The 26,589-nt window shown below is 75.1% G+C and carries 23 protein-coding genes and 1 riboswitch; of the genes, 10 read left to right on the top strand and 13 right to left on the bottom strand.

The window, feature by feature from the left end; translation table 11 throughout:
• Window positions 1-627 precede the first annotated feature (627 nt).
• Window positions 628-1,467 (top strand): alpha/beta fold hydrolase, encoded by an 840-nt coding sequence (locus O4J56_RS19950; protein WP_270687659.1) that lies wholly within the window; start codon window positions 628-630, stop codon window positions 1,465-1,467.
• A gap of 109 nt (window positions 1,468-1,576) precedes the next feature.
• On the opposite strand, the gene O4J56_RS19945 is transcribed toward O4J56_RS19950, so the two are convergent.
• The 3 genes from O4J56_RS19945 to O4J56_RS19935 form a co-directional block, all read right to left on the bottom strand.
• Window positions 1,577-2,695: a PrsW family intramembrane metalloprotease gene (locus O4J56_RS19945; RefSeq protein WP_270687658.1), complete on the bottom strand. Its 1,119-nt coding sequence runs from the start codon at window positions 2,693-2,695 to the stop codon at window positions 1,577-1,579.
• 106 nt (window positions 2,696-2,801) lie between these two features.
• Window positions 2,802-3,401, bottom strand: coding sequence for a hypothetical protein (locus tag O4J56_RS19940; protein ID WP_270687657.1), 600 nt, complete (start codon window positions 3,399-3,401; stop codon window positions 2,802-2,804).
• 598 nt (window positions 3,402-3,999) lie between these two features.
• Window positions 4,000-4,758: a metal-dependent hydrolase gene (locus O4J56_RS19935; RefSeq protein ID WP_270687655.1), complete on the bottom strand. Its 759-nt coding sequence runs from the start codon at window positions 4,756-4,758 to the stop codon at window positions 4,000-4,002.
• Between the two features lie 621 nt (window positions 4,759-5,379).
• Here O4J56_RS19935 and O4J56_RS19930 point away from each other — a divergent pair.
• The 4 genes from O4J56_RS19930 (at window position 5,380) to O4J56_RS19915 (ending at window position 11,390) form a co-directional block, all read left to right on the top strand.
• Complete coding sequence (locus O4J56_RS19930; RefSeq protein WP_270687668.1) at window positions 5,380-5,874, top strand: MerR family transcriptional regulator; 495 nt, start codon at window positions 5,380-5,382, stop codon at window positions 5,872-5,874.
• A 272-nt stretch (window positions 5,875-6,146) separates the two neighbouring features.
• Window positions 6,147-6,235, top strand: a riboswitch (glycine riboswitch).
• Window positions 6,236-6,367: 132 nt separating this feature from the next.
• Window positions 6,368-9,262, top strand: coding sequence for an aminomethyl-transferring glycine dehydrogenase (gene gcvP / locus O4J56_RS19925; protein WP_270687652.1), 2,895 nt, complete (start codon window positions 6,368-6,370; stop codon window positions 9,260-9,262).
• A gap of 153 nt (window positions 9,263-9,415) precedes the next feature.
• A complete protein-coding gene (locus tag O4J56_RS19920; protein WP_270687650.1) occupies window positions 9,416-10,039 on the top strand; it encodes a Uma2 family endonuclease in 624 nt (207 codons plus the stop codon).
• A gap of 157 nt (window positions 10,040-10,196) precedes the next feature.
• Complete coding sequence (locus O4J56_RS19915) at window positions 10,197-11,390, top strand: tetratricopeptide repeat protein (RefSeq protein WP_270687649.1); 1,194 nt, start codon at window positions 10,197-10,199, stop codon at window positions 11,388-11,390.
• 34 nt (window positions 11,391-11,424) lie between these two features.
• Here the strand turns inward: O4J56_RS19915 and O4J56_RS19910 are convergent, their stop codons facing one another.
• The gene (locus O4J56_RS19910) at window positions 11,425-11,916 is read right to left on the bottom strand and encodes a MarR family winged helix-turn-helix transcriptional regulator (protein ID WP_270687648.1); all 492 of its coding nucleotides are present in this window, start codon (window positions 11,914-11,916) and stop codon (window positions 11,425-11,427) included.
• On the bottom strand, window positions 11,913-12,293 hold the full coding sequence (locus O4J56_RS19905; RefSeq protein WP_270687647.1) for a hypothetical protein: 381 nt from the start codon (window positions 12,291-12,293) through the stop codon (window positions 11,913-11,915). Before O4J56_RS19905 ends, O4J56_RS19910 begins: the two co-directional genes overlap by 4 nt.
• 137 nt (window positions 12,294-12,430) lie before the next feature.
• Here O4J56_RS19905 and O4J56_RS19900 point away from each other — a divergent pair, with 137 nt between their 5' ends.
• Complete coding sequence (locus O4J56_RS19900; RefSeq protein ID WP_270687645.1) at window positions 12,431-13,048, top strand: alpha/beta hydrolase family protein; 618 nt, start codon at window positions 12,431-12,433, stop codon at window positions 13,046-13,048.
• A gap of 133 nt (window positions 13,049-13,181) precedes the next feature.
• On the opposite strand, the gene O4J56_RS19895 is transcribed toward O4J56_RS19900, so the two are convergent.
• The 4 genes from O4J56_RS19895 to O4J56_RS19880 all read right to left on the bottom strand — a co-directional run bounded on the left by O4J56_RS19895 (window position 13,182) and on the right by O4J56_RS19880 (window position 16,681).
• A complete protein-coding gene (locus tag O4J56_RS19895; RefSeq protein WP_270687643.1) occupies window positions 13,182-13,376 on the bottom strand; it encodes a DUF5999 family protein in 195 nt (64 codons plus the stop codon).
• Window positions 13,377-13,620: 244 nt separating this feature from the next.
• Window positions 13,621-14,367, bottom strand: coding sequence for a phosphotransferase family protein (locus tag O4J56_RS19890; protein ID WP_270687641.1), 747 nt, complete (start codon window positions 14,365-14,367; stop codon window positions 13,621-13,623).
• Window positions 14,368-14,450: 83 nt separating this feature from the next.
• Window positions 14,451-15,176 (bottom strand): endonuclease V, encoded by a 726-nt coding sequence (locus O4J56_RS19885; RefSeq protein ID WP_270687639.1) that lies wholly within the window; start codon window positions 15,174-15,176, stop codon window positions 14,451-14,453.
• A gap of 71 nt (window positions 15,177-15,247) precedes the next feature.
• Entirely contained in the window at window positions 15,248-16,681 is a 1,434-nt protein-coding gene (locus O4J56_RS19880; RefSeq protein ID WP_270687638.1) for a threonine/serine exporter family protein, read from the bottom strand.
• A 332-nt stretch (window positions 16,682-17,013) separates the two neighbouring features.
• Here O4J56_RS19880 and O4J56_RS19875 point away from each other — a divergent pair, with 332 nt between their 5' ends.
• The 3 genes from O4J56_RS19875 to O4J56_RS19865 all read left to right on the top strand — a co-directional run bounded on the left by O4J56_RS19875 (window position 17,014) and on the right by O4J56_RS19865 (window position 21,264).
• The gene (locus tag O4J56_RS19875) at window positions 17,014-17,697 is read left to right on the top strand and encodes a response regulator (protein WP_270687637.1); all 684 of its coding nucleotides are present in this window, start codon (window positions 17,014-17,016) and stop codon (window positions 17,695-17,697) included.
• A gap of 226 nt (window positions 17,698-17,923) precedes the next feature.
• Window positions 17,924-18,694, top strand: coding sequence for an ABC transporter ATP-binding protein (locus tag O4J56_RS19870; protein ID WP_270687635.1), 771 nt, complete (start codon window positions 17,924-17,926; stop codon window positions 18,692-18,694).
• On the top strand, window positions 18,691-21,264 hold the full coding sequence (locus tag O4J56_RS19865; RefSeq protein ID WP_270687634.1) for an ABC transporter permease: 2,574 nt from the start codon (window positions 18,691-18,693) through the stop codon (window positions 21,262-21,264). The genes O4J56_RS19870 and O4J56_RS19865 overlap by 4 nt, the downstream gene beginning before the upstream one ends.
• A 57-nt stretch (window positions 21,265-21,321) precedes the next feature.
• Here the strand turns inward: O4J56_RS19865 and O4J56_RS19860 are convergent, their stop codons facing one another.
• Both O4J56_RS19860 and O4J56_RS19855 read right to left on the bottom strand, forming a co-directional pair.
• Window positions 21,322-22,614 (bottom strand): sensor histidine kinase, encoded by a 1,293-nt coding sequence (locus O4J56_RS19860; protein ID WP_270687632.1) that lies wholly within the window; start codon window positions 22,612-22,614, stop codon window positions 21,322-21,324.
• A 96-nt stretch (window positions 22,615-22,710) separates the two neighbouring features.
• The gene (locus tag O4J56_RS19855; RefSeq protein WP_270687630.1) at window positions 22,711-23,535 is read right to left on the bottom strand and encodes a RecB family exonuclease; all 825 of its coding nucleotides are present in this window, start codon (window positions 23,533-23,535) and stop codon (window positions 22,711-22,713) included.
• Between the two features lie 54 nt (window positions 23,536-23,589).
• On the opposite strand from O4J56_RS19855, the gene O4J56_RS19850 reads away from it, so the two are divergent.
• Window positions 23,590-24,744 carry a site-2 protease family protein gene (locus O4J56_RS19850; RefSeq protein WP_270687629.1) on the top strand — a complete coding sequence of 385 codons (1,155 nt, stop codon included), beginning with the start codon at window positions 23,590-23,592 and terminating at the stop codon, window positions 24,742-24,744.
• 16 nt (window positions 24,745-24,760) lie between these two features.
• Here O4J56_RS19850 and O4J56_RS19845 read toward each other — a convergent pair whose 3' ends face one another.
• Both O4J56_RS19845 and O4J56_RS19840 read right to left on the bottom strand, forming a co-directional pair.
• Window positions 24,761-25,234, bottom strand: coding sequence for a hypothetical protein (locus O4J56_RS19845; protein WP_270687628.1), 474 nt, complete (start codon window positions 25,232-25,234; stop codon window positions 24,761-24,763).
• Window positions 25,235-25,301: 67 nt separating this feature from the next.
• Window positions 25,302-26,552: a helix-turn-helix domain-containing protein gene (locus O4J56_RS19840; protein WP_270687665.1), complete on the bottom strand. Its 1,251-nt coding sequence runs from the start codon at window positions 26,550-26,552 to the stop codon at window positions 25,302-25,304.
• Window positions 26,553-26,589 lie beyond the last annotated feature (37 nt).

Genomic DNA, 26,589 nt, shown 5'->3' with positions numbered 1-26,589 from the left:
CCTCGGCGATGATCTCGACGGATGTGCTGCCATTCCGGCGGTTTTGACAGCACTCCTGTCGAGATCATCGCCGGGCAGGGGCGCACCGGGCGGGTGGCCGCCACGAGCGCGGGTGACCACGTACCCACCCGGTCGCGCCGCCACCCGGACCGCGAGGGGCCCGCTGGACGGCAGGCAGGGCCCGGGAACCGCCCTGCTCTCGCCGTCGCTGCCCTTCACGGCGACCACGCACACTCCGTGCAATCGTCAACGCTGCCGCAAGGGCCGCTGACCTCCGTCGTCGCCGCCCTCCACGCCGCACTCTGTCGGCCCTACGCCCAGGCGGGGCCCGTGAGCGGGGTACCAGCCGAGCCGCCCACCCGCACAGCGACGACCCGAAACTCGAGGGGCCGCTTTTGGAGAGCGTGCGGACAGGCATGTGTATTCGGCGCTGATCTCGGGAGAAAAGACGCTTCCGGGTCGCTTTCAGGGGCGCATTTCCCGAGATCAACGACGCGGGGGCGGGGGTTCGGCGACGGGGCGCGAGGTTTGGCCCTCTGTGGTCCGCCCGCCTGATGGGTGGCGGAGCGATCGAAACCGGTTGCGCCCGGTATGGCGCCTCGGCAGGATGGCGCGGTGAATCCGAGCGTGTTCGACGAAAGCCTGCAGACCGTTCGCGGTCGCCGGCTGGCGGTCCTGGATTCGGGCGGTGACGGGCCCGTCGTCCTGGCACTGCACGGCCACTTCTCCCGAGGGGCCGTCTACGCCCCGCTGGCCGAATCGCTGAAGGGGCGTTTCCGTGTCGTCGCGCCCGACCAGCGCGCACACGGCCGCTCCGAGGGTGGGCCCCCGTTGACCCCTGACGAGTACGTGCACGACGCCGCGGAGCTGATCGAACGGCTCGGCACCGGTGCCGTCGCCGTCATCGGGCACTCGATGGGCGGCATCGTCGCCTACCGCCTGGCGGCGCGTTTCCCCGAGCTGGTGCGGGCGCTGGTGGTCGTGGACATCGGCACGGTCAACGAGCGCCCCGACGTCGAACCGGTGCTCGACGTCTCCGACTGGCCCCGCCGCGCTCCCACCCGCGAGGCTCTGGCCCAGGCCATCGAAGCGCGCGGTGTACCCTCCTGGTTCTTCATGCAGAGCGCCGCGGAGTTCGACGACGGGTGGGGCCTGCTGTTCGACCGCGGCGACCTGATGGAGTCCCAGCGCGCGCTGATCGGTGACCACATGGCCGCCTGGAAGGCGACGGAGCAGGCCGCACTCCTGCTGCGGGGCGGCGACAGCTTCATGCTCTCGGCGGACGAGGCCGAGCGCATGCGCAACGCGCGTCCCGGCGTCGAGACGGTGGAGTTCCCCGGCTGCGGCCACTGGCTGTACGAGGAGGAACCGGAGCGGTTCGCCTCGGTCATCGGCTCGTTCCTGGACCGGTGCCACCGGCAGGGGGCCGGGGGCTCGGGCGGGACAGGCTCCTCAGGGGAGTCATGAGGGGAGGGGCCTGCACGACCGCGTCTCCGGGCTGGGGGAGTCCGCCGTCTGACGAGTGAACGGGGGAGCGGCCCGCCCTTGGCGGGCGGTCGTGCGCCCGCTGTCGCCGTCATCCCGGATCGGCTCCGGGGGAGGGCGCCGCCCCCTCCGCGGGGGTGCCGTCCTCCCGGGAGCCGTACTCCTCTTCCTCAGGGCGCCCGCCCATCGCCCTCAGCTCCGCCGCCGCGAGGATTCCCCTCTGCCGCTCCGCGGCCGCCGGGCGGTCGGGCGCCGGAACCCTCCGCAGCGCGTTACGACGGCCCCGGCGGGTCGACAGCGCCACCGCGTCGGCGCGCTGAAGGCCCACGCGCTCACCCTCGACCACCAACGCCCCGCGCACCTTGCGCACATAGGAGCGGCGCGCCACCGTGTACACGGCCGCCACGCTCACGAACACCACGGCCGTCTTGGCGCCCAGGCCCACCAGCGTCCCGTTCAGCACGGGAGCGTCGAAGAACCCGTGCAGCGCCACCGCCGCGGCCACGGCCAGCGCCGCCGCCCACGCGCGCCGCGCGTTCGGGTGCCACCGCGCCGCGGCGAGCAGCCCCACACCCGCCCCGGCGATCGCGGTCATCGCCCAGTGCGTCCCGAGCCCGGTCACCCCGACCCGCAGCACCAGGGACTGGACCACCGACGACGCCCCGGCGGTGGCGCCGCCCTCCATGACCGCGTTGAGCGCGTAGATCCCGTTCTCGACCGTCTGGAAGCCCAGGCCCGTCAGGGCGCCGAGGAACAGGCCGTCCACCGGTCCGCGCAGGGCCGAGGGCAGGGCGACGGCGATGAGCACCACCCCGGCGGTCTTGACCGCCTCCTCGTTGACCGGCGCGGTGAGCGCCGCGCCCCACTGCGCCGCGAAGGCGGTCCCGCCGGACTTGGACCAGATCCCGCTCAAGGCGTCGTTGGCGATCAGCGCGCACCCGGTCGCGGCGACGCCGCCCCACATCACGGCCGCGGCCGCCGAGGCGCCGTCGGGCGGGCGGACCGGTCTGAGGCGCAGTAGCACCGCCACCCCCACCGCGGACACCACGGCCAGGACGACGGCCGCGAGCAGCGCTTCGGTGGGGAAGGCGGCCACCATGAGGCCCAACCCCTTCACCAGTGCCATGCCGCCCAGGGCGCAGCCCGCGACGAACACGACGGCCGCCGCGAGGCGCGGGCCGCGGGCGGCCGTGATGGAGCTCGGGCTCATCGCTCCTCCTCTCGCCGCCCCTCCCCTGGGGCCGTGCGCCACCGGGACGGAAGCGGTGCCGCATGCCCGGGGCGGCGGGCCGGCGGCGGTCCCGGGCGGTGCCGGTTCATCCGTCCTCCTCTGAGAACGCGACCGATCCCATGACGTGGTCTGCGGCCTGGACGTCGTGCACGGCGGCGTACGGGTCGGCCGTTGCCGTGAACTCCACGGCGAACCCGCCGCCGGGGGAGGGGAACACCGCGGCCTTGCCCGATACGGTGTCTCCCTCCACCGGGCCCTTGAGCCCTTGGGCGCCCTCGTCCGCGGTCATCTCGGAGGGCTCGCCGAACCGCGCCGACGGTTCGGTCGCGCGCGTGATGCGTTCGAGGCCCTTCCACAGGTCCCGCGCGTCCTCGGGGGCGTCGGGCGGCGGCCGCACGATCCGGATCTGGAGCAGGACGCGGCCGCGGCGGTAGACGAGCAGCTCGCCCTCGGTGCTCTCGGCGGGGAGCTGGGACCAGCCGCGCTCGAACCGGGCCGTGGCCTCGTAGTCCTCCGACTCGCCGAGGACCACCGGGCGGTCGGAGGGCACCGACGAGGAGTCGGGGAGGAGCGTCCCGGCGAGCGGCCATGCGAGCAGGGGGAGGGCGATCGCGGCCGCGGCCGCGCCGAGCGGCGCCCACCCGGGATCGCGCGCGCCGCGGGGATACGCGGCGTAGGGGCTCATCGGACGCCGCCCTCCGGCGGGCGGCCGGACGATGCCCGCCGAAGGCGGTCGCGGCCGGAGGGCGTTCCCCCGGCCCAGCGGACGCCATCCGCCATCACGCCTCCCGGTCTCGTCCTGGTCGTCGCCGTCGTCCTCGGTGCGGCCTCCCACGCGGCCCACCGGCCCTCGTGCGTGTCGGGCCCGCTCATCCGCCGATCCGCTGACACCGCGGATGCGCGGATCCGTCGCGGACGCCTTCCCCAAGTAACCGTTCCGCCCTCAGATAACCGTTCCACGAACCGCCTCGCACGCGGGAGCGCCCTCCGTTTGAGCCCTCTTTGCGGGTATTTCACAGGCGGCAGACGGGTGAAGTGCCGTAGGCTGCCGCCCTCCGCATGGTCACGCGCGCGCTCGTGGGCGATTGCGCGTGCGCCCGTTCAGGCGGTCACGCAAACCCTCAGGCGGGCCTGCGCGTCCTGTCGGCGGAGCATCCCCTACCCCCGGATGAGAGGACCCCGATGCCTCAGCGCATCCGACCCCCGGCCGACCGGCCGCGCACCGCCGAGCCCGGAGGGCGCGGGCACGCACGCGCCGCGTCCCCCGCCGTCGGACAGTGAGGTCACAGCGCCAGGTGGGCGGCGCCGAGCGCCGGGGCCGCGAGCAGGCACGCCCACCGGATGACGTGCTCGGCCCGGTCGCCCGTGGCGAAGCGCATCCCCCGGGGCGCGCCCACCATCGCCCACCGCCGGCCGCGCACCCGCACCGGCCAGGCCAGCGGAACGGCGCTGCGGGTGAGCGCGTCGCCGAGGTCGTGCACCACCATGCCCAGCGCGAGCGCCGCCCCGACGTGCGGCCCGGTGCTCACCCCGCCCCACACCAGCAGCACCGTCGCCAGCCCGGCGGCCGCGAACGCGGTCGGCCCGGCGGAGAGCCCGCGGCGGACCGGGCCCTTCGGCAGCGCCCGGCCCAGCCCCCGCAGGGCCAGGGCCAGGGCGAACCAGACGAACGCGGCCAGGGCGGGGAGCCACGCGGTGCTCGCCGCCCCGACGGCGGCGCCGGCCGCGAGCGCGAACACCGGCGTGTGCAGGAGGTACCGGTGGCGCCCGTCCCCCCGCGCGTCGCGGGGCGTGCGGGTGGCCCGGTACACCGAGGCCGAGAGGGCCTGCGCGCCGCGCGAGAGCAGCCCGGTGAGCGGGCCCAGGGAGCGGGACGCCGTCGAGCGCGGGTGGTCCAGGTCGGGGAGGAGCGCGGCCCCCGCGCCGATCCCGGCGGCGGCCGCCAGGTCGGCGAATCCGGCGGGCCAGCCGAACGCGGCCGCGGTCGCGGCCGTCGCGGCGACCCCGGCGAGGGCGCCGGTGGCCGCGTGGGAGGGGGCCATCACCGGGCGGCCCCGGGCACGGCGGCGCGGGCGGGGGAGAGGGAGGGCATCCGGTCCTTTCGGGGCGTCGGGGGCCGGCGGCCCCGGGGAGCGTGTCACCCCCGTTCGTCCCCGCGCGCGTCCGGTGCCGAGCCCCGGTGGCCGCAGACGGCCGTCTTCGCGGAGCGTGAAGGCACCCGTGACCACGGCACCGGCACCGGGCGGTGTCGCATGTCACAGCGGGTCACCGGGCCCTTGGGGCGCCGGGAACGCGCACCCGTGCGGGCGGCGCCCGGTGGCGTGTCGTCGGCCGACTTCGGCGCGCGCCCTTTATCATCGTGGTGAGCTGCGGAAACGAACATCGTGTCGCGGGGCCCCGGAAGGTCGTCGAAAGGTTCCGCGACGCGCCGATGAGTGTCGTTGACGCTCTCTGGCGCACCGGCTTACCTTCAATGTCGAAACACCCGCGGCGTACCCTTCGCAACCCCCTGTCGACCCGCCGTGGGCTGAGGAGCCGGAGGTTTCGGCGTGGCGGTTACGAGCGGCAATCATCAGGCCTCCGTCTCCGGGCGATCGGCGATGGCGATACGGCGAGCGGGGGAGCAGGGCCTGCTGTGTGAAGAGGACGTGGTGGCGCTGCCTATGGACGTCGGGTATCGCGGCCCAACGGCGTGTGCTGCGGCAGGGGTCACCTACCGCCAGCTCGACTTCTGGGCGCGCACCCGCCTGGTCGGGCCGAGCGTCCGCCCCGAGCCCGGGACGGGCGAGATCCCTCTGTACAGCTTTCGGGACGTCCTGCTGCTCAAGGTGGTCAAACGCCTGCTGGACACCGGCATCTCCCTGCAGCAGATCCGCACCGCCGTCGAGCACCTGCGCGGGCGCGATACATCCGACCTTCCGCACATCACCCTGATGAGCGACGGCGTGAGCGTCTATGAGTGCACTTCACCGAGCGAGGTCGTCGAGCTGATGCAGGGAGGCCAGGGCATGTTCGGCATCGCCCTGGGGCGGGTCTGGCGCGAGCTGGAGGGCGCGCTGGGGCAGCTGCCGGGCGAGCGGCTGGCCGAGCCGCTGCCGGACGAGCCGCACCCCGGGGACGAGCTCGCCCGTCGGCGCCGCGAGCGCAAGACGGGCTGAGCGGCGGGTCCCGCCGCGGGCGCCCCTCAGCCGCATCCGCAGCCGCATCCGCCCCGACCAGCACGTCCCGGCACGTCGTTCGGCCCCGCGCGGCGCGGGGCCCGGATGCGCACGGCCGCGCGGCATCGAGTACGGTCGGGTATCCACCGCCCTCGGGGGCGGTCGGCGCACAGGCGCGCCGGACCGGGACCGAGGTGATCCTCCGCGGCGCGGAATCGTGCGAATCCGGCGGATCGGTGGATAATCGAAGGACAAGTTCATCATCGGGCCGTCGATACCGTGCGGGAGAGACCCCGGCAGGGGCGCCGACGGGGCAATACTCCCCAGTAACCTCTCAGGCACCAGGGACCGCGCGGAGGAGGCCACTCTGGAGCGGCGACGTGCGGAGCGAGCCCGCACGGTCGCGAGCCCGCGGCCGCACGGCGGCGAGCGACAGAGGGGGAGACCGGACACAGCGGCCGCGACGTGCGGCCAATGCGACCAGGAGGTCTCCATGCCGGACCAGCCGACCCGTAACCGCGCGACCGATGGGGGGCCGGCGCGCGATTTCGCCGACCGGCACATCGGTCCCGACCCGGCCGCGCTCGCCGAGATGCTCAAGACGGTCGGGTACGACTCCCCCGCGGAGCTCATGGCGGCGGCCGTGCCCGACAGCATCCTCACCGCGCCGGGCTCGCCGGCCCCGCTGGACCTGCCCGCCGCGGCGAGCGAGACCGAGGCGCTGGCCGAGCTGCGGTCCCTGGCCGACCGCAACACCGTGCGCACCTCGATGATCGGCCGCGGCTACTACGACACCGTCACCCCGCCGGTCATCCTGCGCAACATCATGGAGAACCCGGCCTGGTACACGGCCTACACGCCCTACCAGCCGGAGATCTCCCAGGGCCGCCTGGAGGCCCTGCTCAACTTCCAGACCATGGTCTCGGACCTGACCGGCCTGCCGGTGGCTGGGGCATCGCTGCTGGACGAGGCCACCGCCGCGGCCGAGGCGATGACCCTGGCCCGGCGCGCCACCAAGTCCAAGAGCTCCACCTTCATCGTGGACGCCGACGTCTTCCCGCAGACCCTGGCGGTGCTGCGCACCCGCGCCGAGCCGCTGGGCATCGAGGTCGTGGTCGCCGACCTCACCGAGGGCCTGCCCGAGGACGACGCGTTCGGCGTGCTCGTGCAGTACCCGGCCTCCAGCGGCGCGGTGCGCGACCCGCGCCCGGTCATCGAGGCCGCGCACGACAAGGGCGCCATGGCGGTCGTCGCCGCCGACATCCTCGCCCTGACCGTGCTGCGCAGCCCCGGTGGGCTCGGCGCCGACATCGCCGTCGGCTCCACCCAGCGCTTCGGCGTGCCTATGGGCTTCGGCGGCCCGCACGCCGGCTACATGTCGGTGCGCGAGGGCCTGCAGCGCCAGCTCCCCGGCCGCCTGGTCGGGGTGTCGGTGGACACGGCGGGCAAGACCGCCTACCGCCTGGCGCTGCAGACCCGCGAGCAGCACATCCGCCGGGAGAAGGCCACCAGCAACATCTGCACCGCCCAGGTGCTGCTGGCCGTCATGGCCGGGATGTACGCCGTCTACCACGGCCCGCACGGGCTGCGGGCGATCGCCGAGCGGGTGCACCGGCAGACCGCCCGGCTCGCCGCCGGGCTGCGCGACCGCGGCTTCACCGTCGTCCACGACGACTTCTTCGACACCCTGCGCGTGCGCGTCCCCAACGGCGCGGCCGGCAAGGTCGAGGCCGCGGCCGAGCGGGGCGTCAACCTGCTGCGGGTCGACGACCACACCGTCGGCATCAGCTGCGACGAGACCACCGCCGACGGCCACCTGGCCGCCGTGCTCGCCGCCTTCTCCGGCGGCGACAAGGCCGAGCGCCCCGCGCCCGAGCCGTCCTCGCACCTGCCGCAGGACCTGCGCCGCGGGGTGGACTACCTCGACCACGAGGTGTTCAACACCCACCGCAGCGAGACCTCGCTGCTGCGCTACATGCGCCGCCTGGCCGACTACGACCTGGCGCTGGACCGCACCATGATCCCGCTGGGCTCGTGCACCATGAAGCTCAACGCCACCGCCGAGATGGAGTCGGTGACCTGGCCGGAGTTCGCCCGGCTGCACCCGCTGGCCCCGCTCGACCAGGCGGCCGGGACCGTGTCCCTGGTGCGCGACCTGGAGCGCTGGCTGGCCGAGGTGACCGGCTACGACGCGGTGTCGCTGCAGCCCAACGCCGGGTCCCAGGGCGAGCTGGCCGGGCTGCTGGCGATCCGCGGCTACCACCGCGGGCGCGGCGAGGCCGACCGCGACGTGTGCCTGATCCCCAGCTCGGCGCACGGCACCAACGCCGCCAGCGCCGTCATGGCGGGCATGCGGGTGGCGGTGGTCGCCTGCGACGACAGCGGCAACGTGGACCTCGACGACCTGCGCGCCAAGCTCGCCAAGCACGAGGGGCGGGTCGCGGCCATCATGGTCACCTACCCCTCCACCCACGGGGTGTTCGAGGAGACCATCACCCAGGTGTGCGACCTCGTGCACGGGGCGGGGGGCCAGGTCTACGTCGACGGCGCCAACTTCAACGCGCTGCTCGGCTGGGCCAAGCCCGGCAGGTTCGGGGCCGACGTCAGCCACCTGAACCTGCACAAGACCTTCTGCATCCCGCACGGCGGCGGCGGCCCCGGCGTGGGGCCGGTCGCGGTGCGCTCGCACCTGGCCGGGTACCTGCCCAACCACCCGGGCCAGCCGGACGCCGGGCCGCACACGGGCGTGGGCCCGGTGTCGGCGGCGCCGTTCGGGTCGGCGGGCATCCTGCAGATCTCCTGGGCGTACGTGCGGATGATGGGCGAGGCGGGCCTGCGCGCGGCCACCGAGGCGGCCGTGCTCAGCGCCAACTACCTGGCCAAGCGGCTGGAGCCGTACTACCCGGTGCTCTACACCGGCGACAACGGCCTGGTGGCGCACGAGTGCATCATCGACATCCGGCAGATCGCCAAGAAGACGGGCATCACCAACGAGGACGTCTCCAAGCGGCTGATCGACTACGGCATCCACGCCCCGACCATGTCGTTCCCGGTGGCGGGCACCCTGATGGTGGAGCCCACCGAGAGCGAGGACCTGGAGGAGCTGGAGCGCTTCATCGAGGCGATGGTCGCGATCCGCCAGGAGATCGACCGCGTGGCCGACGGGAAGTACGACCCGGAGGACAACCCGCTCAAGAACGCACCGCACACGGCGGAGGCCCTGACCGCCGATGCGTGGGAGCACCCCTACACCCGGGCCGAGGGCGGGTACCCCGTCCCCCGGCTGCGCCGGTACAAGTACTGGGCGCCGGTGGGCCGCATCGACCAGGCCTACGGCGACCGCAACCTGGTCTGCTCCTGCCCGCCGCCGGAGGCGTTCGAGGAGTGAGGCGGTGACGGGGCGACGGCCCTGTCAGGTGAGCGGCGGCGCCGGTACCCGGAGCGGGTGCTGGCGCCGCCGCCGCATTGCGGGTGAAATGAAGGGGAGACAGGGAAAAGCGCCCGCAAGTGTCTTCGCTCGGTGACAGGATGTGAGGGTCGGATGTCCGACATTGAGGAGTCGAGAGTGACGGCACTCGTGGATGGTCCGGTTCGGGACGTTGGCACCGGGGCGGAATCCGTCGGAGGCGAGCTCTTCGCGATCCTCGACAGCCTGCCTGAGACCAGGCGGTGGCGGGCTGAAATCCTGGACGGGGAGACCATCACCTTGTCTCCGACCCCCATCGGTCTACATCAAGAGAACGTCTACTTGCTCGATGAGCAATTGCGTCCATGCCTTCCGAAAGGGCACAGGACGGAGGGGAACCTCGAGATCCGGCTACCGGCCTTGGAGAGAAGCGTCGTTCCTGATCTCTTCGTCGCCCCTGTCGCGGTGCTGAGGACACCGGAGCACTCCGTCCCCCCGGACGACGTCCTCCTCGTGGCCGAGGTCGTCTCGCCTGGGAGTACGAGAGCCGACCGCACGGTGAAGCCGGGTATCTACGCACAGGCGCAGATCCCCTGCTTCATCCTGGTGGACCCGTTGGAAGAGAACACCACCGTGTTCAGCCGGCCGGGCAAGGACGAGTACAAGACGGTGCAGAAGTTCGGGTTCGGTGAGACGTTCAAAATCGCCGATCCCTTTGAAGCCCAGGTCGACAGCAGCGATTTCCTCGCCTACGAGTGACTCCGCGTCCTGACCGCCCTGCTCCGGGCCACCGCTCTCTTCGCGGACACCCGGGCAGGGCGGATCGGATCGCGCGTTCACACCCGCTACTCTCCGAGGGACAGCGCCTCCGCCGCGTCCGCGCGGCGGATCCCGCCCCCTGTGGAGAGTTGCCTGCATGACCGCGACGACCGGTTCCTCCTCGCCCTCCGACGCCGCCGGAGACGAATCCGCGTTCGCCGACCTCTGCGACCAGGCGCGCGACCTCGCGCACAACGGCCACTTCGCCCGGGCCGCACAGCTCTACGAGAAGGTCCTGGAAGGCGGCTCCCGTGAGCACAGGGCCGCCGCCGCGCTCGGCCTGGCGGTCGCCCGGCACAGCGCCGGACAGGTGCCCGAGGCCCGCGCGGCAGCCCGCGCCGCCGTCGAGACCGGGCACCCCGAGTACGCGCCCCGCGCCGCCTACCACCTCGCCCTCTCCTGCGAGGAGGAAGGGCTGCTCGCCGACGCCGAGCGCGCCTGGACCGCCGTGCTCGACTCGGGGCACGACGGGTACGCGCCCGCCGCCCACCACGGGCTGGCCCGTGCCGCGGAGGAGCGGGGCGATGCCGACGTGGCGCGCGGGCACTGGGAGCGCGCGCTGGAGGGCGATTCCGACTCCGTCCCCGACGCCGCCCAGGACTACGCCGAACGCCTCCTCGCGCGCGGCGAGACCGAACGAGCCGAGGCGGCGGTGCGGCGCGGTCTCGAAGCGGGCGAGCACCCGGGGCTGCGCATGCTCCTGGGCGCCGTGCACGTGGAGCGGGCCATCGAGCAGTTCGGCATCGTCGTCGACGCCGCCGCACCTCGGGACCGGGCGGCGGACCCCTCCGCCCCCTCCGGCGATGTTCCCGCGCCCGCCGCGGCGACCGCCTACGAACTCCTCGCCCGCCTGCTGGCGGTGCGCGGCGACCAGGAGTCGGCGGCCCAGGTCTGGGACGAGGGGACGCGGCACACCGACGCCGATGTCGCGGGGGAGGTGCGCTCCAGGCTGCGCCGCGGCTTCCTCGAACCCGACCCGGAGGCCGAAGGGGCGGACGAGGCGCAGTGGTGGGAGCCGTACCTGGAGGCCGCCGAGGCCGAGGGGAGCACCCCCATGCTGGCGGGCGAGCTGTTCGCGGCGCTCGGCGCGGTGCACGCGCGCGCGGCGCTCCCGCTCGTGGAGGGGGAGGCGCGCGTGGCCGAACTGCGGGGCGCCTTGGAGGAGGCGGTGCGCACGCCGAGCGAGTTCATGTGGGGCCGGGCGCTTCACGACGACTTCCGCGAGCGCTTGAGGAAGGCGTCGGGCTCGGCCGAGGACGTGCTCCCGGAGGGCTGGCCGGACCTGGGGTGAGGGGTGCGGCCGACCGAGGGGCAGGGCTTCGCGGTCAGGGCTCCACGACGTGTGAGCGGTCGAGCAGGCGGACCATGGCTCGGTGGAACCCGGTGCGCTCCTCCTCGGTCCACTCCTCGGTGAGGAGCCCGAACACCTCCTCCTGCCAGCGGTGGGCGCCGCGGAGCAGTTCGGTGCCCGCGGCGGTGACCGACGCCTCGCGGCGGCGGGCGTCGTCCGCCGACGGGCGCAGCTCCAGGTGTCCCGCGTCGACCGCGTCCTTGACCAGGCGGGAGGCGCCGCTCTGGTCGATCCCGATCTCCCGGGCGACGGCGTTGACGGTCACCGGGGTCCGTCCTCGCGCCTGGAGGGCGTGCACGGCCTCGGTGACGAGGACGAGGCGGCCCTGGCGGGCGGCGGAGTGGTCGGCGGGGCCGTTCCAGCGCCGGGACCAGTGCCGGACGAAGGCGAAGAGGGTCTGCCCGGGGCCGGTGTCCAGCTGCGCCGTTTCCGGCTCCGCCCCCTCCGGTGCGCCGTCGGCGTTCACTCCGTGGCCGCCATTTCCCGGCAGATGAAGGCCAATTCCAGGGCGGACGCGAGGTCCGGCCGCCGCAGGGCGGCCGAGACGCGGTCGCCGTCCGCCCGGAAGACCGTGGCCACGGGGGAGGGGCGCTCGCTCTGCGGCCAGGCGGCCTCCTGCTCGACCACCATCAGGCGGTCGCTGACGGGGTGCCAGGACGTGGGGCGCATGCGGATCCCGGAGCGCCGCACCCAGTCGGCGAAGTCCGATGGCGAGATGGGGCCGGCGCCCTTCGGGCCGAGGACGACGACGGGATCGGTGACGGCGGCGGCCGCCCGACCGGGGTCGCCGCCGTTCACGGCGGCGTGCCAGCGGTCGACCGCGAGTTCGAGGTGGGATGTCATGGACAGGAATATATGCGATTCGCATACATTTCGCCATCGCATGAGGCGGCGTGTGCGGACGAACCCCGCCGAGGGGCCGGGCGTTCCCGTCCCGTCGGTCTCCGGCTCTCCGGGGCGGAGCACCTAGGTTGGGGACCATGGAGATCGAGATCGACACCCCGAAGGGCCCAGGGCGCGCCGAGGTGGAGTGGCCCGACGGGGACGCGCGCTACCTGCTGGCGATCACCCACGGCGCGGGCGGGGGCGTGGACGCCCCGGACATCCTTGCCGTGCGGGACGCCGTGCTCGCCTCAGGAGGCGCGGTGGCGCGGGTGACGCAGCCCTACCGGGTCGCGGGGCGGCGCATGCCGGGGGCCGCGACGGGACCGCAGGACCTGGCCTGGTCGGCCATGATCGAGAAGCTGCGGGCCGAGCCGGGCGCGGCGGGCGTCCCGCTGGTGCTCGGCGGGCGGAGCAACGGGGCGCGGGTGGCCTGCCGGACGGCGTCGGCGCTGGGGGCGGACGCCGTGGTCGCGCTGGCGTTCCCGCTGCACCCGCCGGGCAAGCCGGAGAAGTCGCGCGCCGGGGAGCTGCGCGGGGCCGGGGTGCCGGTGCTCGTGGTCAACGGGGACCGGGACCCGTTCGGGGTTCCCGACGCCGCCGACGCCCGGACGCTGGAGGTGCGCCGGGGAGAGCGGCACGAGCTGTCGAAGGACCCCGAGGGGGTCGGCACCGTGGTCGCCGAGTGGCTGGGGGAGCGCTTCCCGGCACGGTGAGCACCGGGCCGAGCGCTCCGGGGGAGGCGGGGATCCTCGCTTCCCCCGTCGCCCGCTCAGGGGGCCGACGGCACGTGCCGGGCACAAGGGGTCCGGCAACCGGGCGCCCGGCACCGACCCGGCGGGGCGGTGGTCAGGCGGCCGTGTGGACGGCGGGGCGGTGCGGGGCGATGGTCTTGCCGTCGGGCAGCAGCTCGCCGGTGTCCTCGAAGAGCACGACACCGTTGCACAGCAGGCTCCAGCCCTGCTCCGGGTGTTCGGCCACCACTCGGGCCGCCTCGCGGTCGTTCGCGGTGAAGGACGGGCACGGGGGTTCGTGACGGCACATCGCGCGCCTCCGGATTCGGTCGTGTCCACGGGGGCGGGTGGCCGCCCCCAAATGCACCATAGTGGTGTGCGGCACACTCTGCCGCGTCTTTATAGAGATTCCGACGCGTCGTACCTGCACCTGGATCGAACGGGGGCGAAAGGAGGCCGCAGTAGGCCACCCGCCGAACCCCGGACGGGAAAGAGGCGTCCAAGGGCGGGGAGCGCCGCGCATGGTGCCCGGTGGTATCCGGGCCCGTGCGTCCTCACATCCGGGATCTCAGCACGTCGACCTCACACCCCGGCGCGAAGGCGTCGAAGCCGTGCTCGACCAGCCAGCGGACCGCCAGCAGGCTCCGCACCGACCACCATGCGCGGATCACGTCGAGGTCGATGCCGGTGCCATAGCCGGAGACGACGTCGGCGAGGTGCTCCTCGTGTCCGAGTGTGAAGGTGGCGAGGTCGTATAGGGGATCGCCCGGGCCCGCCTCGGACCAGTCGATGATGCCGGTGACCTCGTCACCGTCGACGAAGACGTGCGCGATCTGCAGGTCGCCGTGGGTGAACGCCGGAGTCCACGGCCGGAGCGCGGCATCGGCGACCCGGCGGTTGCGCGTGACCAGGTCGGCGGGCAGGACCCCGTTCACCACGAGCGCTTCGCACTCGTCGTCGAGTGCCGCCGCCAGTGCTTCGGGCCTCCGGTCGGGCCGACCCGGCAGGGGTGGCAGGGGTGCGTCGTGCAGCCTCCGGATGGCGGCGCCCGCCGCGGCCCACGCCTCCGGAGACCCGGTCGACGGCCCGCCGAGGCGTCCGAGCGTCGTCCCCGGGACCGCGGCGAGCGCGAGCGCGGGCGGCTCGCGCCACAGGACCTCCGGAGTCGGGACCGGCGCGAGGGACATCGCCTCGACCTCGGCGTCGATGCGCGCCTGATCGCTGTCCACCTTCACGAACACGTCACCGACGCGCAGGGTCGCGCGCTCGGAATGGGCCACGACGACCTCGACCTCGTCCATGGGGGAGCAGTATCCCGGGGACGGCCGCTGGTGTCGCCGGATTTTTCTCGCGGGTCACACGGTCCGCCGGTGCGGTCCGCCCGTCAGGGGCCCACGGCGCGGCCCTCGGCCGCTGACAGCCCCTTCAGGCGTTCGCGGGACAGGTGGTCCGCCGCGCGCACCGTCTCGGGCAGGCGGTACCTCGGCGTCAGGCGCAGCACCAGGTCCACCGCGCCCTCCAGGTCCGCCCGGTGGCCCACGGACACGTACACCGGCCGGACGCCCGCCCGGGTGCGCAGCGCGCAGCCCACCTCCGCGCCGTCGTCGGCGACCAAAGGGGCGCGGGCCCCGCGCTCCGCCCCCGGCTCATCGGACCGGCCCACGAAGGGCGACTTGCCGACCCCGATCGTCGGGCGGTCCAGCAGCCACCCCAGGTGGCAGGCGAGCCCGAACCGGCGCGGGTGGGCCAGCCCGAACCCGTCGCACACGAAGACGTCCGGTTCCACCGACAGCCGGCCGATCGCCTCCAGCAGCGGCGGCAGCTCCCGGAAGGCGAACAGGCCCGGAACGTAGGGGAAGGCGGGCGCCGCGTCCGCGGTCGCGGCCTCCACGACCTCCAGGCCGGGCAGCGACAGCACCACCGCCGCGGCCACCAGCCGGTCCTCATCGGGGGCGTAGGACACGTCCAGGCCGGCGGCGAGCCGCACCGCCCCGGCGTCCAGCGGCTCCGTGCGCACCTCGGGGGCGAGCCGCTCCTGCAGCGCGCGGGCCTCGTCGGGGTCGGAGGGCCAGAGGCCGGGGCGGGAGATGCGGTCGGGATCGGCGATCATGGGCCGACCCTAGCGCCCGCGCGGACGCGCGCCGAAGCGGGCGCACGCCGCCCCGCCGCCGACCCGGCCCCTCAGGTGAACCCGCCGCGGGTCCTGCGGGCCGCCGGGCGGTGCCGCCGTCCGGCGCCCGCCAGGCCGCCGCGCTGGAACGCCCGCACGAGCTCGCCGCCGAGGTTCACGCCCGCACCGAGCGCGAGCCCCACGGTCACCGCCTCGGACAGGCTGAGCAGCCCGGACACCGGGTGGTCCAGGGTGATCTGGAGCAGGCCCCGGTACAGGATGCTCCCCGGCAGCAGCGGGGCGATCGCCGGGATGACGTAGGGCAGGACCGGCCGCCGCGTGCGCCGCGACAGCGCGTGGGCGAGCACCCCGATCGCGCCGGCGCCCGCCACGGTGCCCATGATCGGCGGCGCCCCGAACGCGGTGCGCACCCCGGCGTACAGCAGCCAGATGACCACGCCCATCACGGCGATCGCCGGGAGCATGCGCGGCGGCACGGCCAGCGAGACGGCGAAGGCGACCGCGATCCCGGCGGCCCCCAGCAGCACGACGGGGTCCACCGACGTGCCCGCCGACGGAAGGTTGTCCAGGTCCATGTCGACGCCGAGGCGCACCGCCGTGTAGGCGACGGCGCCGACGCCGGAGATGATCGCGCCGAGGGTGAAGAAGACCTCCAGCAGCCGCGCCGACGCCGACACGTAGCTGCCGCTGATCCCGTCCTGGAGGCTGGCGACCAGCGGCCGCCCCGGCAGCAGCGCCATGATGTTGCCGGTGATGATCGCCCCGGCGTACAGGCCCAGGTCGAGGACGCTGCTGATCCACAGCAGCAGGACGCCGATGCTGGAGGCGGTCGCCGAGGCCAGCGCCATCTGGTAGAACTCGGCGATCCCGCGCTTGGCGGTGACCGCGGCCACCCGGTCGCCCAGGACGGTGGCGATGAACGCCGCGGTGGCGACGAGGAGCCCGCCGCCGACCATGAGGCTGGCGCTGGAGGCGATGAGCCCGAAGCCGGTGATCATGAGCCAGCCGGGGTAGGGCGGCCGGGCGCGCTTGATGGCCTGCAGCCGGGCGATGGCCCCTTCGAGCTCCAGCATCCCGAGCGCGGCGTCCTGCACCAGGGTGTGCAGCTCGTTCACCCGGAAGTAGTCGAGGGCGCGGCGGCGCACCACGCGCTCGCCGGTGATGGGCGGGCTGTCGCCGCCGGGGTGCGTCGACAGGGAGATGACGGTGAAGGTCACCGACACCTCGGTGCGGGGCAGCTCGAAGGCCACCGACAGGCTCAGCATGGCCTCGCTGACGGCCTCGGTGCCCTCCCCGCTGGCGAGTAGCAGTTCGCCCACGCGCAGGACCAGGTCGATCGCGCGCGGGTCGGGCATCTCGACGGCTTCGTCCTCGAGCCCCTCGGCGTGCAGTTCCGCCTCCTTGGAGGCACGCCAGTCGCGGAGCCTGCTGAGCAGGTTGTCCTCGCTCGTCGGGGTCGGCCGCTGCTGCGGGTCGTCGGCCATGGGCGGTTCTCGCTATTTCGGTTCTCGACGGGGAGTGGGGCGTGCGGCGGGCGTCTCCGGGATCCTCCGGGCGCGCGCCACAAGGTGGGACGCCGCCGCGGGGCGGAGGGTTGGCGGCGTCGGAGGCGGTGCGCTGGTGAGGTCCGTCACGAGCCTCATGGTCGCAGTCCGGGGGTGGAACCGGGAGAACCGGGGCGCCGTCCGGCGGGTCGCACGGCGGCCCGGGCCACGGCGGGGGCGGGGCGGGAAAGGGGGTGCGCGCGTGGGCCGGAACCGGCCCGGAGGGCGCCGGAGTGTGCCCGCGGGTCCGCGGATCGGGAAGAATCCCCTCCATGGCCATCCGTGTTCTGCTCGTCGACGATCAGCCGCTCCTGCGCACCGGCTTCCGGCTCATCCTGGAGGCCGAGGAGGACATCTCGGTCGTGGGGGAGGCCTCCGACGGCAACGGCGCCGTGGCCTCGACCAAGCGGCTGCTGCCCGACGTGGTGCTGATGGACATCCGCATGCCGGGCAAGGACGGCATCGACGCCACCCGCGAGATCCTCGGCTGGGCGCGAGGCACGGGGCAGACCGTGCGGGTGCTCGTGCTGACCACCTTCGACCTGGACGAGTACGTCGTGGAGGCGCTGCGCGCGGGCGCCAGCGGGTTCCTCCTCAAGGACGTGCCGCCGGAGGAGCTGGCGGGGGCGATCCGGGTGGTGGCGGAGGGGGCGGCGATCGTCGCGCCGACCGTCACGCGGCGCCTTCTCGACCGGTTCGCTGACAAGCTGCCGAGCACGCGGGAGCGGCCGTCGACGGAGATGGACCGGCTGACCGAGCGCGAGCGCGAGGTGCTGCGCCTGCTCGCGCGGGGCCGCTCGAACGCCGAGATCGCGGCGGCGCTGGTGGTGAGCGAGACGACGGTGAAGACGCACGTGGGAAACGTGCTGACCAAGCTGGGCCTGCGCGACCGCGTCCAGGCCGTCGTCCACGCCTACGAGACCGGAGTGGTGCGCCCGGGCGAAGACGACGGCTGAGGGGCGGCCCGTCCGGCAGCGCTAGCGGGCGGGGCGCCGATCCTCCCCGTCGCTTTCTTCCTGGCCGGGTAGGCCGGTCCCGTCGTCGGCACCGTCTCGCACGCTCCTGCGCGTAGGGCCGAATACCTCCTCAGGGGGAGGCGCGCGACCGGGGGTTCGGCCTAGCGTCGGGGCCATGGCGCGGGGCCGCCGACCGCCCCGTCCCCTCGCCCGCCGGGAGGAACCCATGACCCAGACCGCCGCGACGACCGAGGAGTCCACCGGGCCGCCCGCCGCGGCCGCCGTCGAGGACGTCCGCAAGATCTACGGCAGGGGCGACTCCCGCGTGGCCGCCCTCGACGGGGTCAGCCTCGCCGTCCCCCAGGGCCGTCTCACCGCCGTCATGGGCCCCTCCGGCTCCGGCAAGTCCACGCTGATGCACTGCATGGCCGGGCTCGACACGGTCACCTCCGGGCGGGTCGTGCTCGGCGGCACCGACCTCACCGGCCTCGGCGAGCGCGCCCTGACCCGCCTCCGCCGCGACCGGGTCGGCTTCGTCTTCCAGGCATTCAACCTCGTCCCCACGCTCACCGCGCTGGAGAACATCACCCTCCCCTCCGACATCGCCGGGCGCCGCCCCGACCGCGACTGGCTCGACCGGGTCATCGACGCCGTCGGCCTGCGCGACCGGCTCGGCCACCGCCCCTCGGAGCTCTCCGGCGGCCAGCAGCAGCGCGTGGCCTGCGCCCGCGCCCTCGCGGCCCGCCCCGACATCGTCTTCGCCGACGAACCCACCGGCAACCTCGACACCGCCTCCGGCCGCGAAGTCCTCGGCCTCCTCAGGGACGCCGCCCACCTGCACGGCCAGACCACCGTCATGGTCACCCACGACCCCGCCGCCGCCTCCTACGCCGACCTCGTCGTCTTCCTCGCCGACGGCCGCGTCGCCGGGCGGCTGGCCGACCCCGACGCCGACACGATCCTGGAGCGGATGAAGAGCGCGGGGAGCCCGGCATGATCCTGCTCCGCCTCGCCCTGCGCGGCCTGGCCGCCCACCGGCTCCGCCTGGCCCTCACCGCCGTCGCCGTGGTGCTGGGCGTGGCGTTCACCAGCGGCACGCTCATCCTCACCGACACCATGGAGCGGTCCTTCACCCGCATGTTCGAGGGCGTCGACGCCGACGTGGACGCCGTGGTCCGCGCCGAGCAGGCCTTCTCCCAGCAGGCCGGGCCCTCCCTCGGCGCCGGCCCCGGCCTGCCCGCCGACCTGGCGGAGGAGCTGGCCGAACCCGAGGAGGTCGAGGGCGTCTACCCGGTCGCCGAGGGCACCGCCGCGCTGCTCGGCCCCGACGGCGAGGAGGTCGGCGGCCAGGGGCCGCCGCAGATCGGCACCACCTGGCACGGCAGGCCCGGGTCCGGGGTCGCCCTGACGGCGGGCCGCGGCCCTGCGGCCGGTGACGAGTTCGCCCTGGACGAGGGCACCGCCGCCGACCAGGGCCTGGAACCCGGCGACCGCGCCGTGCTGCGCTTCCCCGACCCGGGCGGCGGGCAGGTCGACGAGCGCGAGATGGAGCTCACCGGCGTCTTCCGCGCCGGGGAGGTGGGCATGGCGGCCGGGGCGACCGTCGCGGCCTTCGAGCCGGAGACCGCCCGCCGCCTGCTGCTCGGCGACCCCGACCGGGTCACCGAGTTCCACCTGGTGGGCGACGACGCCAAGTCGCAGTGGCAGATCGCCGACTCCGTCGCCCCCGTGCTGCCGCTCGGCGCCGAGTCCCTGCCCATGGACATCGTGCGCGACGAGGAGACCGGCCCGCTGCTGGAGGTCCTCGGCTTCTTCGAGGTCTTCCTCCTGACCTTCGCCGGGATCGCCCTGTTCACCGCCTCCTTCCTGATCGCCAACACCTTCGCGGTGCTGGTGGCGCGCCGCGTGCGGGAGCTGGCTCTGCTGCGCGCGGTCGGCGCCTCCCAGGCGCAGGTGCGCGCCGTGGTGATGGGCGAGGCCGTCGGCGTCGGGCTGGTCGGCTCGGCGCTGGGCCTGGCCGCCGGTGCCGCCCTGGCGCGGGGCGTGCTGGCCGCCATGGGGGCGGCCGGGGTGGGGCTGCCGGAGGTGCCGCTGCGGCTCACCGGAACGAGCGCGGCCGTCGCGGTGGCGGTCGGCGTCGGGGTCACCCTCGCCGCCGCCTACGTGCCGGTGCGACGGGGGACGCGTGTGCCGCCGGTGGCCGCCATGCGCGACGACATCGGCGCCACGACCGCCCCGGTCACCGGGGCGGGCCGGCTCGCGGCCGGAGCAGCGGCCGCGGTGGCGGGTGCCGCCTCCACCGCCGGCGGGGTCCTGCTGGCGGGAGGGGACGCGGCGCCGTGGCTGGTGGGGGCCGGCGCCGCCCTGGTGCTGCTGGCGCTGGCCGCGCTGGCCCCCGTGCTCGGCCGGCCGGTGCTGCGCGCCGTCGGGGCGCCGCTGCCGCGCCTGTGGGGCCTGCCCGGACGGCTGGGGCGGGACAACGCGCTGCGCAGCCCGCGCCGCACAGCCGCGACCGCGATGGCGCTGACCGTGGGGCTGGGGCTGGTCGCGGCGATCGCGGCGCTGAGCGCGTCGGCCGAGGAGTCGGTGGACCGCAGGATCGACGAGGCCATGGGCGCCGACCTGGCCGTGGTGGCCGAGGGGTTCGACCGGTCGGTCCCGCCGCAGGTGGTCGAGGAGGTCGACGGGGCGCCCGGAGTGGCGGCGGTGGCCGCGGTGCGGGTCGGGCAGCTGGAGGTCGCGGGCGCCCCGGCGATGGCCTCGTCCGGGGACCCCGAGCGCCTGGCCCGCGCGGCCTCGCTGGACGTGGTGGAGGGCGGCGGGGGCTTCTCCGAGGCGGGGATGATGGTGTCGCAGGACGTCGCCGACGAGCGCGGGTGGCGCGTCGGCCGGGACGTCCCCGTCGTCTTCCCCGACGGGACGGAGGCCGAGCTGCCCCTCGAAGGGGTGTACGCCACCGGCTCCCTGGTGTCGGCCGACCACCTGCTCTCGCCCGAGGCCTACACCGAGTACTTCGACGACGACCTGGTGGCGGCGGTCTACGTGTCCGCCGAGCCGGGCGCGGCGGACCGGGCGCGCGCCGCGGTGGACACGGCGCTGGAGGGCGCACCGGGCGCCGAGGTCCTCGACCGGGGAGAGATGAAGGAGCGCAACCGGGAGAGCCTGGCGCGGCTGACCGGGACCATCTCGGCGATGCTCGTGCTGTCCGTGGTGATCGCCGGGCTCGGGATCGCGAACACGCTGGCCCTGTCGGCGTCCGAGCGGGTGCGCGAGATCGGCCTTCTGCGCGCGGTGGGCCTGTCCCGGGTCGGACTGCGGAAGATGATCCGCCTGGAGGCGGTCGTGATCGCCGTGTTCGGGGCGCTGCCGGGCCTGGGCGTCGGCCTGCTGTTCGCGTGGGCGCTGCACAAGGTCCTGGAGGACGAGGGCATCGTGGTCTTCGCGGTGCCGGTGGGGACCCTGGCTGCGCTGCTGGGGGCGTCGGTCGTCATCGGCGTTCTGGCGTCCCTGTGGCCGGCGTGGAGGGCGTCCCGGCTGGACGTCCTGAAGGCGATCGCGACGGAGTAGCGGGGCCGGGAGCCCGACGGGTCCGCGGGAGTCCGCGGGAGGAGGCCCCGGGGGCGGTCAGCTCGTGCGGTTGTGCGGGATCTCCGCCCGCACGCGGAAGCCCGCCCCCTCGATCGGCCCCGATTCCAGCCGGCCGCCGAACAGCGACACACGCTCGCGCATCCCCAGCAGGCCGTGCCCCGGCTCCTCCGGAGGGCGCGCCCCGGAGCCGACCCGGCCGCCCCGCCCCCCGTCGTCCGTCACCTCCACCGTCACCGCGTCCGCGCCCAGGTCCACCACCACCCGCGCCCGCGCGCCCTCGCCCGCGTGCTTGAGGACGTTGGTCAGCGACTCCTGCACCACCCGGTACAGCGTCAGCCCCTGCGCCGGGGGCGGGTCGCCGCCCTCCCCGCGCACCTCCAGGTCGACGTCCAGGCCCGCCTCGCGCAGGTGGGCGGCGAGTGCGCCGAGGTCGGACGCCCCGGGCTGCGGCCCGCGCTCGGCGCCCCCGCCCTCGGGCGCCTCCGCCATCCTCAGCACCCCGACGACGCGCCGCATCTCCGCCAGCGCCTGCCGGCCCGTCTCCTCGATGTCGGTCAGCGCCTGCTCGGCGGCCTCCGGCGACCGGTGGATGACGCGCCGCCCCGCCGTCGCCTGGACGGTCATCACGCTCACGTGGTGGGCCACCACGTCGTGCAGCTCCCGGGCGATCCGCGAGCGCTCCTCGGCCAGCACGGCGCGCACGTGCGCGTCCCGGGCCCGCTCCAGGCGCCGCGCCCGCTCCCGCAGCTCGGCGGTGTCGTAGGTGCGCATCCGCACCAGCCGCCCCACCCACCAGGCCCCGCCCATCCACACGAGCGTGAGCACGTAGGGCGTCGCCCCCGGGATGTCGGCGGACGGCTGCACCGGCGAGGCCAGGGTCGCGGCCGCGTCCACGGCGGCCCCCACCCCCAGCGAACCCAGGCTGCGCGCCAGGGGGAGGTGCCGCCCGACGGCGTACGAGGCCACCGCGATGCCGGGCCCGGCCACACCCCACACGAACGCGCCCGACGCCTCGGCGAGCACGCCGCCCAGGGACATGCAGACCAGCACCGTCAGCGGCAGGCGGCGGCGCGCCACCATGACCGCGGCCAGGAGGCACCCGGCCAGATAGCCGCCGAGCGGCCAGGTGAAGCTCGCATCGAACTCCGAGGCCCTGCTCCAGGTGGGAACGAGCGCGGCATTGAGCCCGGCGAGCAGCAGCACCAATAGCGCATCGGTCACCCGGTCCCGACGACGGGCGGGCAGCCACGCGAGCACACGGCGGGCCGGGGAGCCGCGGCCTCCCGCGGCGCCGCTCTCGGAACCGGTTCGGGAAGGGGACGGCGACACACCTCGACGCTAGAGGCGGCAGGGGGCGCCGCAGTACCTCCCCGAGGCCGATCCGCCCTCCTTCCCTCGGACGATGCCGCGGACGCCCCCGGGCGCTCAGCTCCTCGGCGCAGGGGTCGGCAGCGGCGGCGGCGTCCCCCCGAACTCCGGGCACACCGCCTGGTGGTCGCACCAGTCGCACAGCCTGCTCTTGCGCGGGCGCCACTCGCCCGACCGGGCCGTTCGCTCGATCTCCGCCCAGATCCGCGAGATCTCCGCCTCCGCGGCCCGCAGCTCCTCCTCGGTCGGCTCGTACCAGCGCACCCCGCCGTCGCCCAGGTACATCAGCTGCAGCCGGGTGGGCACCTCGCCCAGCTCCCGCCACAGCATGACCCCGTAGAAGAAGATCTGGAACTTCGCCTTGTCCTCGAACCGGGGCCGCGGCGTCTTGCCCGTCTTGTAGTCGACCACGCGGATCTGCCCCGTCGGCGCCACGTCCAGCCGGTCCACGTACCCCCGCAGCCGCAGCCCCGACTCCAGGGTCACGTCCAGGCGCAGCTCACGGTCGCGCGGCTCCAGCCGGTGCGGCTGCTCCATCTCGAAGTACCGCTCCACCAGCGGGTAGGCGCTCTCCAGCCACTCCCGCTCCTCCTCGCCGCCCGGCTCGCCGAAGAGCTCGGCCGCCTCCGACCGCGATGAACGCAGCTTCTCCCACTGCGGCTCGACCAGCGCGCGGGCGGTGCGCGGGGTCCGTGTGTCGGCCGGGAGCTCGTACAGGCGCTCCAGCACCGCGTGCACCAGCGTTCCGCGCAGCGCCGCCGGGCTCGGCTTCTCCGGGAGCCGGTCGATCACCCGGAAGCGGTACAGCAGCGGGCACTGCAGGAAGTCCGAGGCCCGCGACGGGGAGAGGGCGGGGAGCGGGGGCGCGGAGGCGGTGTCCATGCCCCCCAACCTTAGGGCGGCGCGCCCGCCGCGCGCACCGCGTAGCCTGGCGGTGTGACCGACAACGGCAGCAGCACTCGGCCCGCGGCGCGGGGCGGGACGGGGCGCGGCTCCGGCCTGCTCATGGGGCGTCCGTTCGGCATCCCGATCTACGTGACCCCGTCCTGGCTGGTCATCGCCGCGATCATCACCATCGTCTACGAGCCCGTGGTGGAGCGGACCCTGGCCCTGGGCCCCGCCTCCTACCTGGTGGCGTTCGCCTTCGCGGTGCTGCTGTACGCGTCGGTGCTGGTGCACGAGCTGGCGCACGCCGTGGTCGCCCGCCTGTTCGGCGTCCCGGTCTTCCGCATCACCCTGTTCATGCTGGGCGGGGTCACCGAGATGCGCGACGAGGTGCGCACCCCGGGCCGGGAGTTCTGGATCTCCTTCGCCGGGCCGCTGCTGTCCCTGGTGCTGGCCGCCGTGGGGTTCGCGGCGCTGCCGTTCGTCCCGCCGGACACCGTGGCGGGCGTGCTCACCTGGCAGCTGTTCGTGGCCAACCTCCTGGTGGGCGTGTTCAACCTGCTGCCCGGGCTGCCGCTGGACGGCGGCAAGGTGGTGCGCGCGCTCGTGTGGAAGCTGACCCGCCGCCCCACCGCCGGGACCGTCGTGGCGGCCTGGGGCGGCCGCTTCATCGCCGTGCTGGTGATGCTGGCGCCGCTGCTGCTCGCGCTGCGCACCGGCGAGACCCCGAGCGTGTTCATGGTCCTGCTCGGCGTGCTGCTGGGCGCCTTCATGTGGATGGGCGCCGGGACCGCGCTGCGCAACGCCCGCATCCGGGAGCGCATCCCCAAGCTGCGCGCGCGGACCCTGGCCCGCCGCGCCGTCCCGGTGTCCGGCGACACCCCGCTGTCGGAGGCCCGCCGCCTGATGGGCGAGGCCGACGCCGGCGCCGTCCTGGTGACCGACTCCTCGGGTGCCCCGGTGTCGATCGTCGACCCCGCGGCCGAGGAGCGGATCGCCGAGGACCGGCTGCCATGGACGCCGGTGTCGCAGGTGGCGGTCGCCGTCACCGCCGGTTCGGTGCTCGACGCCGACCTGGACGGCGAGCGCCTGCTGGAGGCCATGCGGCGCACGCCCGCCCCCGTCTACCTGCTGGTCCGCGAGGACGGCGGGGTGTACGGGGTGCTGCGCTCCCGCGACGTGGGCGACGCCTTCGCCGGGACCTGACGCGGCGCCCGCGCCTTCAGCGCATCGCCCCGTCCGGCCAGAGCACCACCACGGGGCGGTCGCGCTCCTGGGCGTAGGCCACGATGTCGGCGGTCCCGCCGAGCCCGCGCGCCGCGCGGCCGTCCCACACCGCCAGCAGCTCGTCGCTGTGGTCCACCAGGTGCCTTCCCGCCTCCAGGTGCGCCCGCGGCGTGGACTCGGTGAACGGCAGCCGGTGCACCAGCGCGGCCCGTTCCAGCAGCGCGTCGTAGACCGGGCGGTGGGCGGGGGGCAGCCCGTCCCGGTACCGCTCGGCCGGGACCACGGCCTCCAGGTCGGCCCCGGCCTCGACCACGGCGCGGGCGAACAGGGTGTCGGCGCCGTCGGCCAGGCAGCTCAGGCCGATCAGCCGGCCGCCGAGCGCGGCGAGGTGGGCGCGCAGGGCCGCGTCGACCTCCCGCTCCACGGCGGGCGGCAGGCCCCGGTGCCCGGTGATGGCGATGCGTCGCACGCGGATCCCCCCTCCCCGGAGGAGATGACGGGCCTGGTGTGGGAGCAATACCCCCGGGTGCCCCCGGTCAGACCAGGGACGACGGGCCGCCGGTGAGCACGGCGGTCAGCTGGGCGTCGAGCCGGTCGGCGGCGCGGGCGCGCGGCCCCCGGTACTCCTTGCGGAACCTGCGCACCCGGTCCACGACCCGCTCCGATCGCAGCCGCGCCCCGGTGGTGAGCGCCTCCCCGGCCAGCCGGAAGGCCTCGTCGGCGTCGCCCGCGTGGGCGTGCGCCCGGGCCATCTCCACCTGCAGGACCGCCCCCTGCTTGGCGCCGGGCCGGGTGCCCGAGAACGCCTCGGCGAAGGCCCGGCGCGCCGGTCCGGGGCGCTTGAGCCGGACGTTGACCAGGGCCCGGTACCCGGCGACCTTCGCGGGCTCGAAGGCGAACACCCAGGGCCAGGGCGGGTGCGCGTTGTCCGGCCGGTCCACGCACCGCTCGGCCAGGGCGATCTCCCGGTCGGCCTCGGCGGTGCGGCCCAGCCCCGCCTGGCCCTGCGCGCGCACGCAGGCCAGCCAGGCGGTGGCGGTGGGGTGCGCGCCGGCCCCCAGGCGGCGCCCGGCCTCGTGGGCCAGGGACAGGCCCAGCGCCGGGTCGTCGGCGTCGATCTCGAACGCGGCCAGGCTGCCGAGCATGTAGACGTCGAGCAGGCGGCTGCGGGCCCGCCGGGCGCGCTCGACGGCGATGCGGTAGTAGGAGCGGGCCGAGCCGGCGTCGCCCATGTCGGCGTGCAGCCAGGCGGCGAACCCGGCGGCCTCGCTGGCCGCCGCGGCCACGTCGGCGGCGAACGGGGTGTTGCGCGCCCGCTCCAGGGTGAGCCCGGCCAGGTCGACGTGGGCGATCGCGCCCCGGGCCAGGTCGCGGGCGGGCGCGGCGGCGTCCATCCGCCGCTGGCCGCCGGTGATGGCGCGCAGCGTGGGCGCCGTCTCCTCGTGGATCTCGGCCTGGGCCGCCGGCACCGGCGCGGCCGCCGCCGACAGCGGCAGCGTCAGCGCGGTCACCGCCGCGGCCTTGCCGAACTCTCTGCGTCGCGTGGGATCCCCCTCGTCCGGTTCGCCGGCACCGCCGAACCGGAGCTGGTGGAGCGGGATGCCCAGGCGTGTCGCCAGGTCGCGGACCTGGTCGACGGTGAGCGACTGCTGGCCGTTCACCACGCGGGACACCCAGCTCTGGGAGTACCCGACCGCGCGGGCCAGCTCGCCCTGCGACCAGCCGCGGAAGCGGCGGACCTCCTCCACGATCGCGGCGATGTCGCACGTGGACAGGGCGGCGGCCATCGGCGGCCGGGTCCAGAATTCCGGTGGCAGAGCGCCG

It is taken from the genome of Nocardiopsis endophytica (assembly GCF_027706725.1).
GTDB classification, from domain to species: Bacteria; Actinomycetota; Actinomycetes; order Streptosporangiales; family Streptosporangiaceae; genus Nocardiopsis_A; species Nocardiopsis_A endophytica.
The sequence above is the reverse complement of the archived record's forward strand: the minus strand, read 5'-3'. Positions and strand labels throughout refer to the sequence as shown.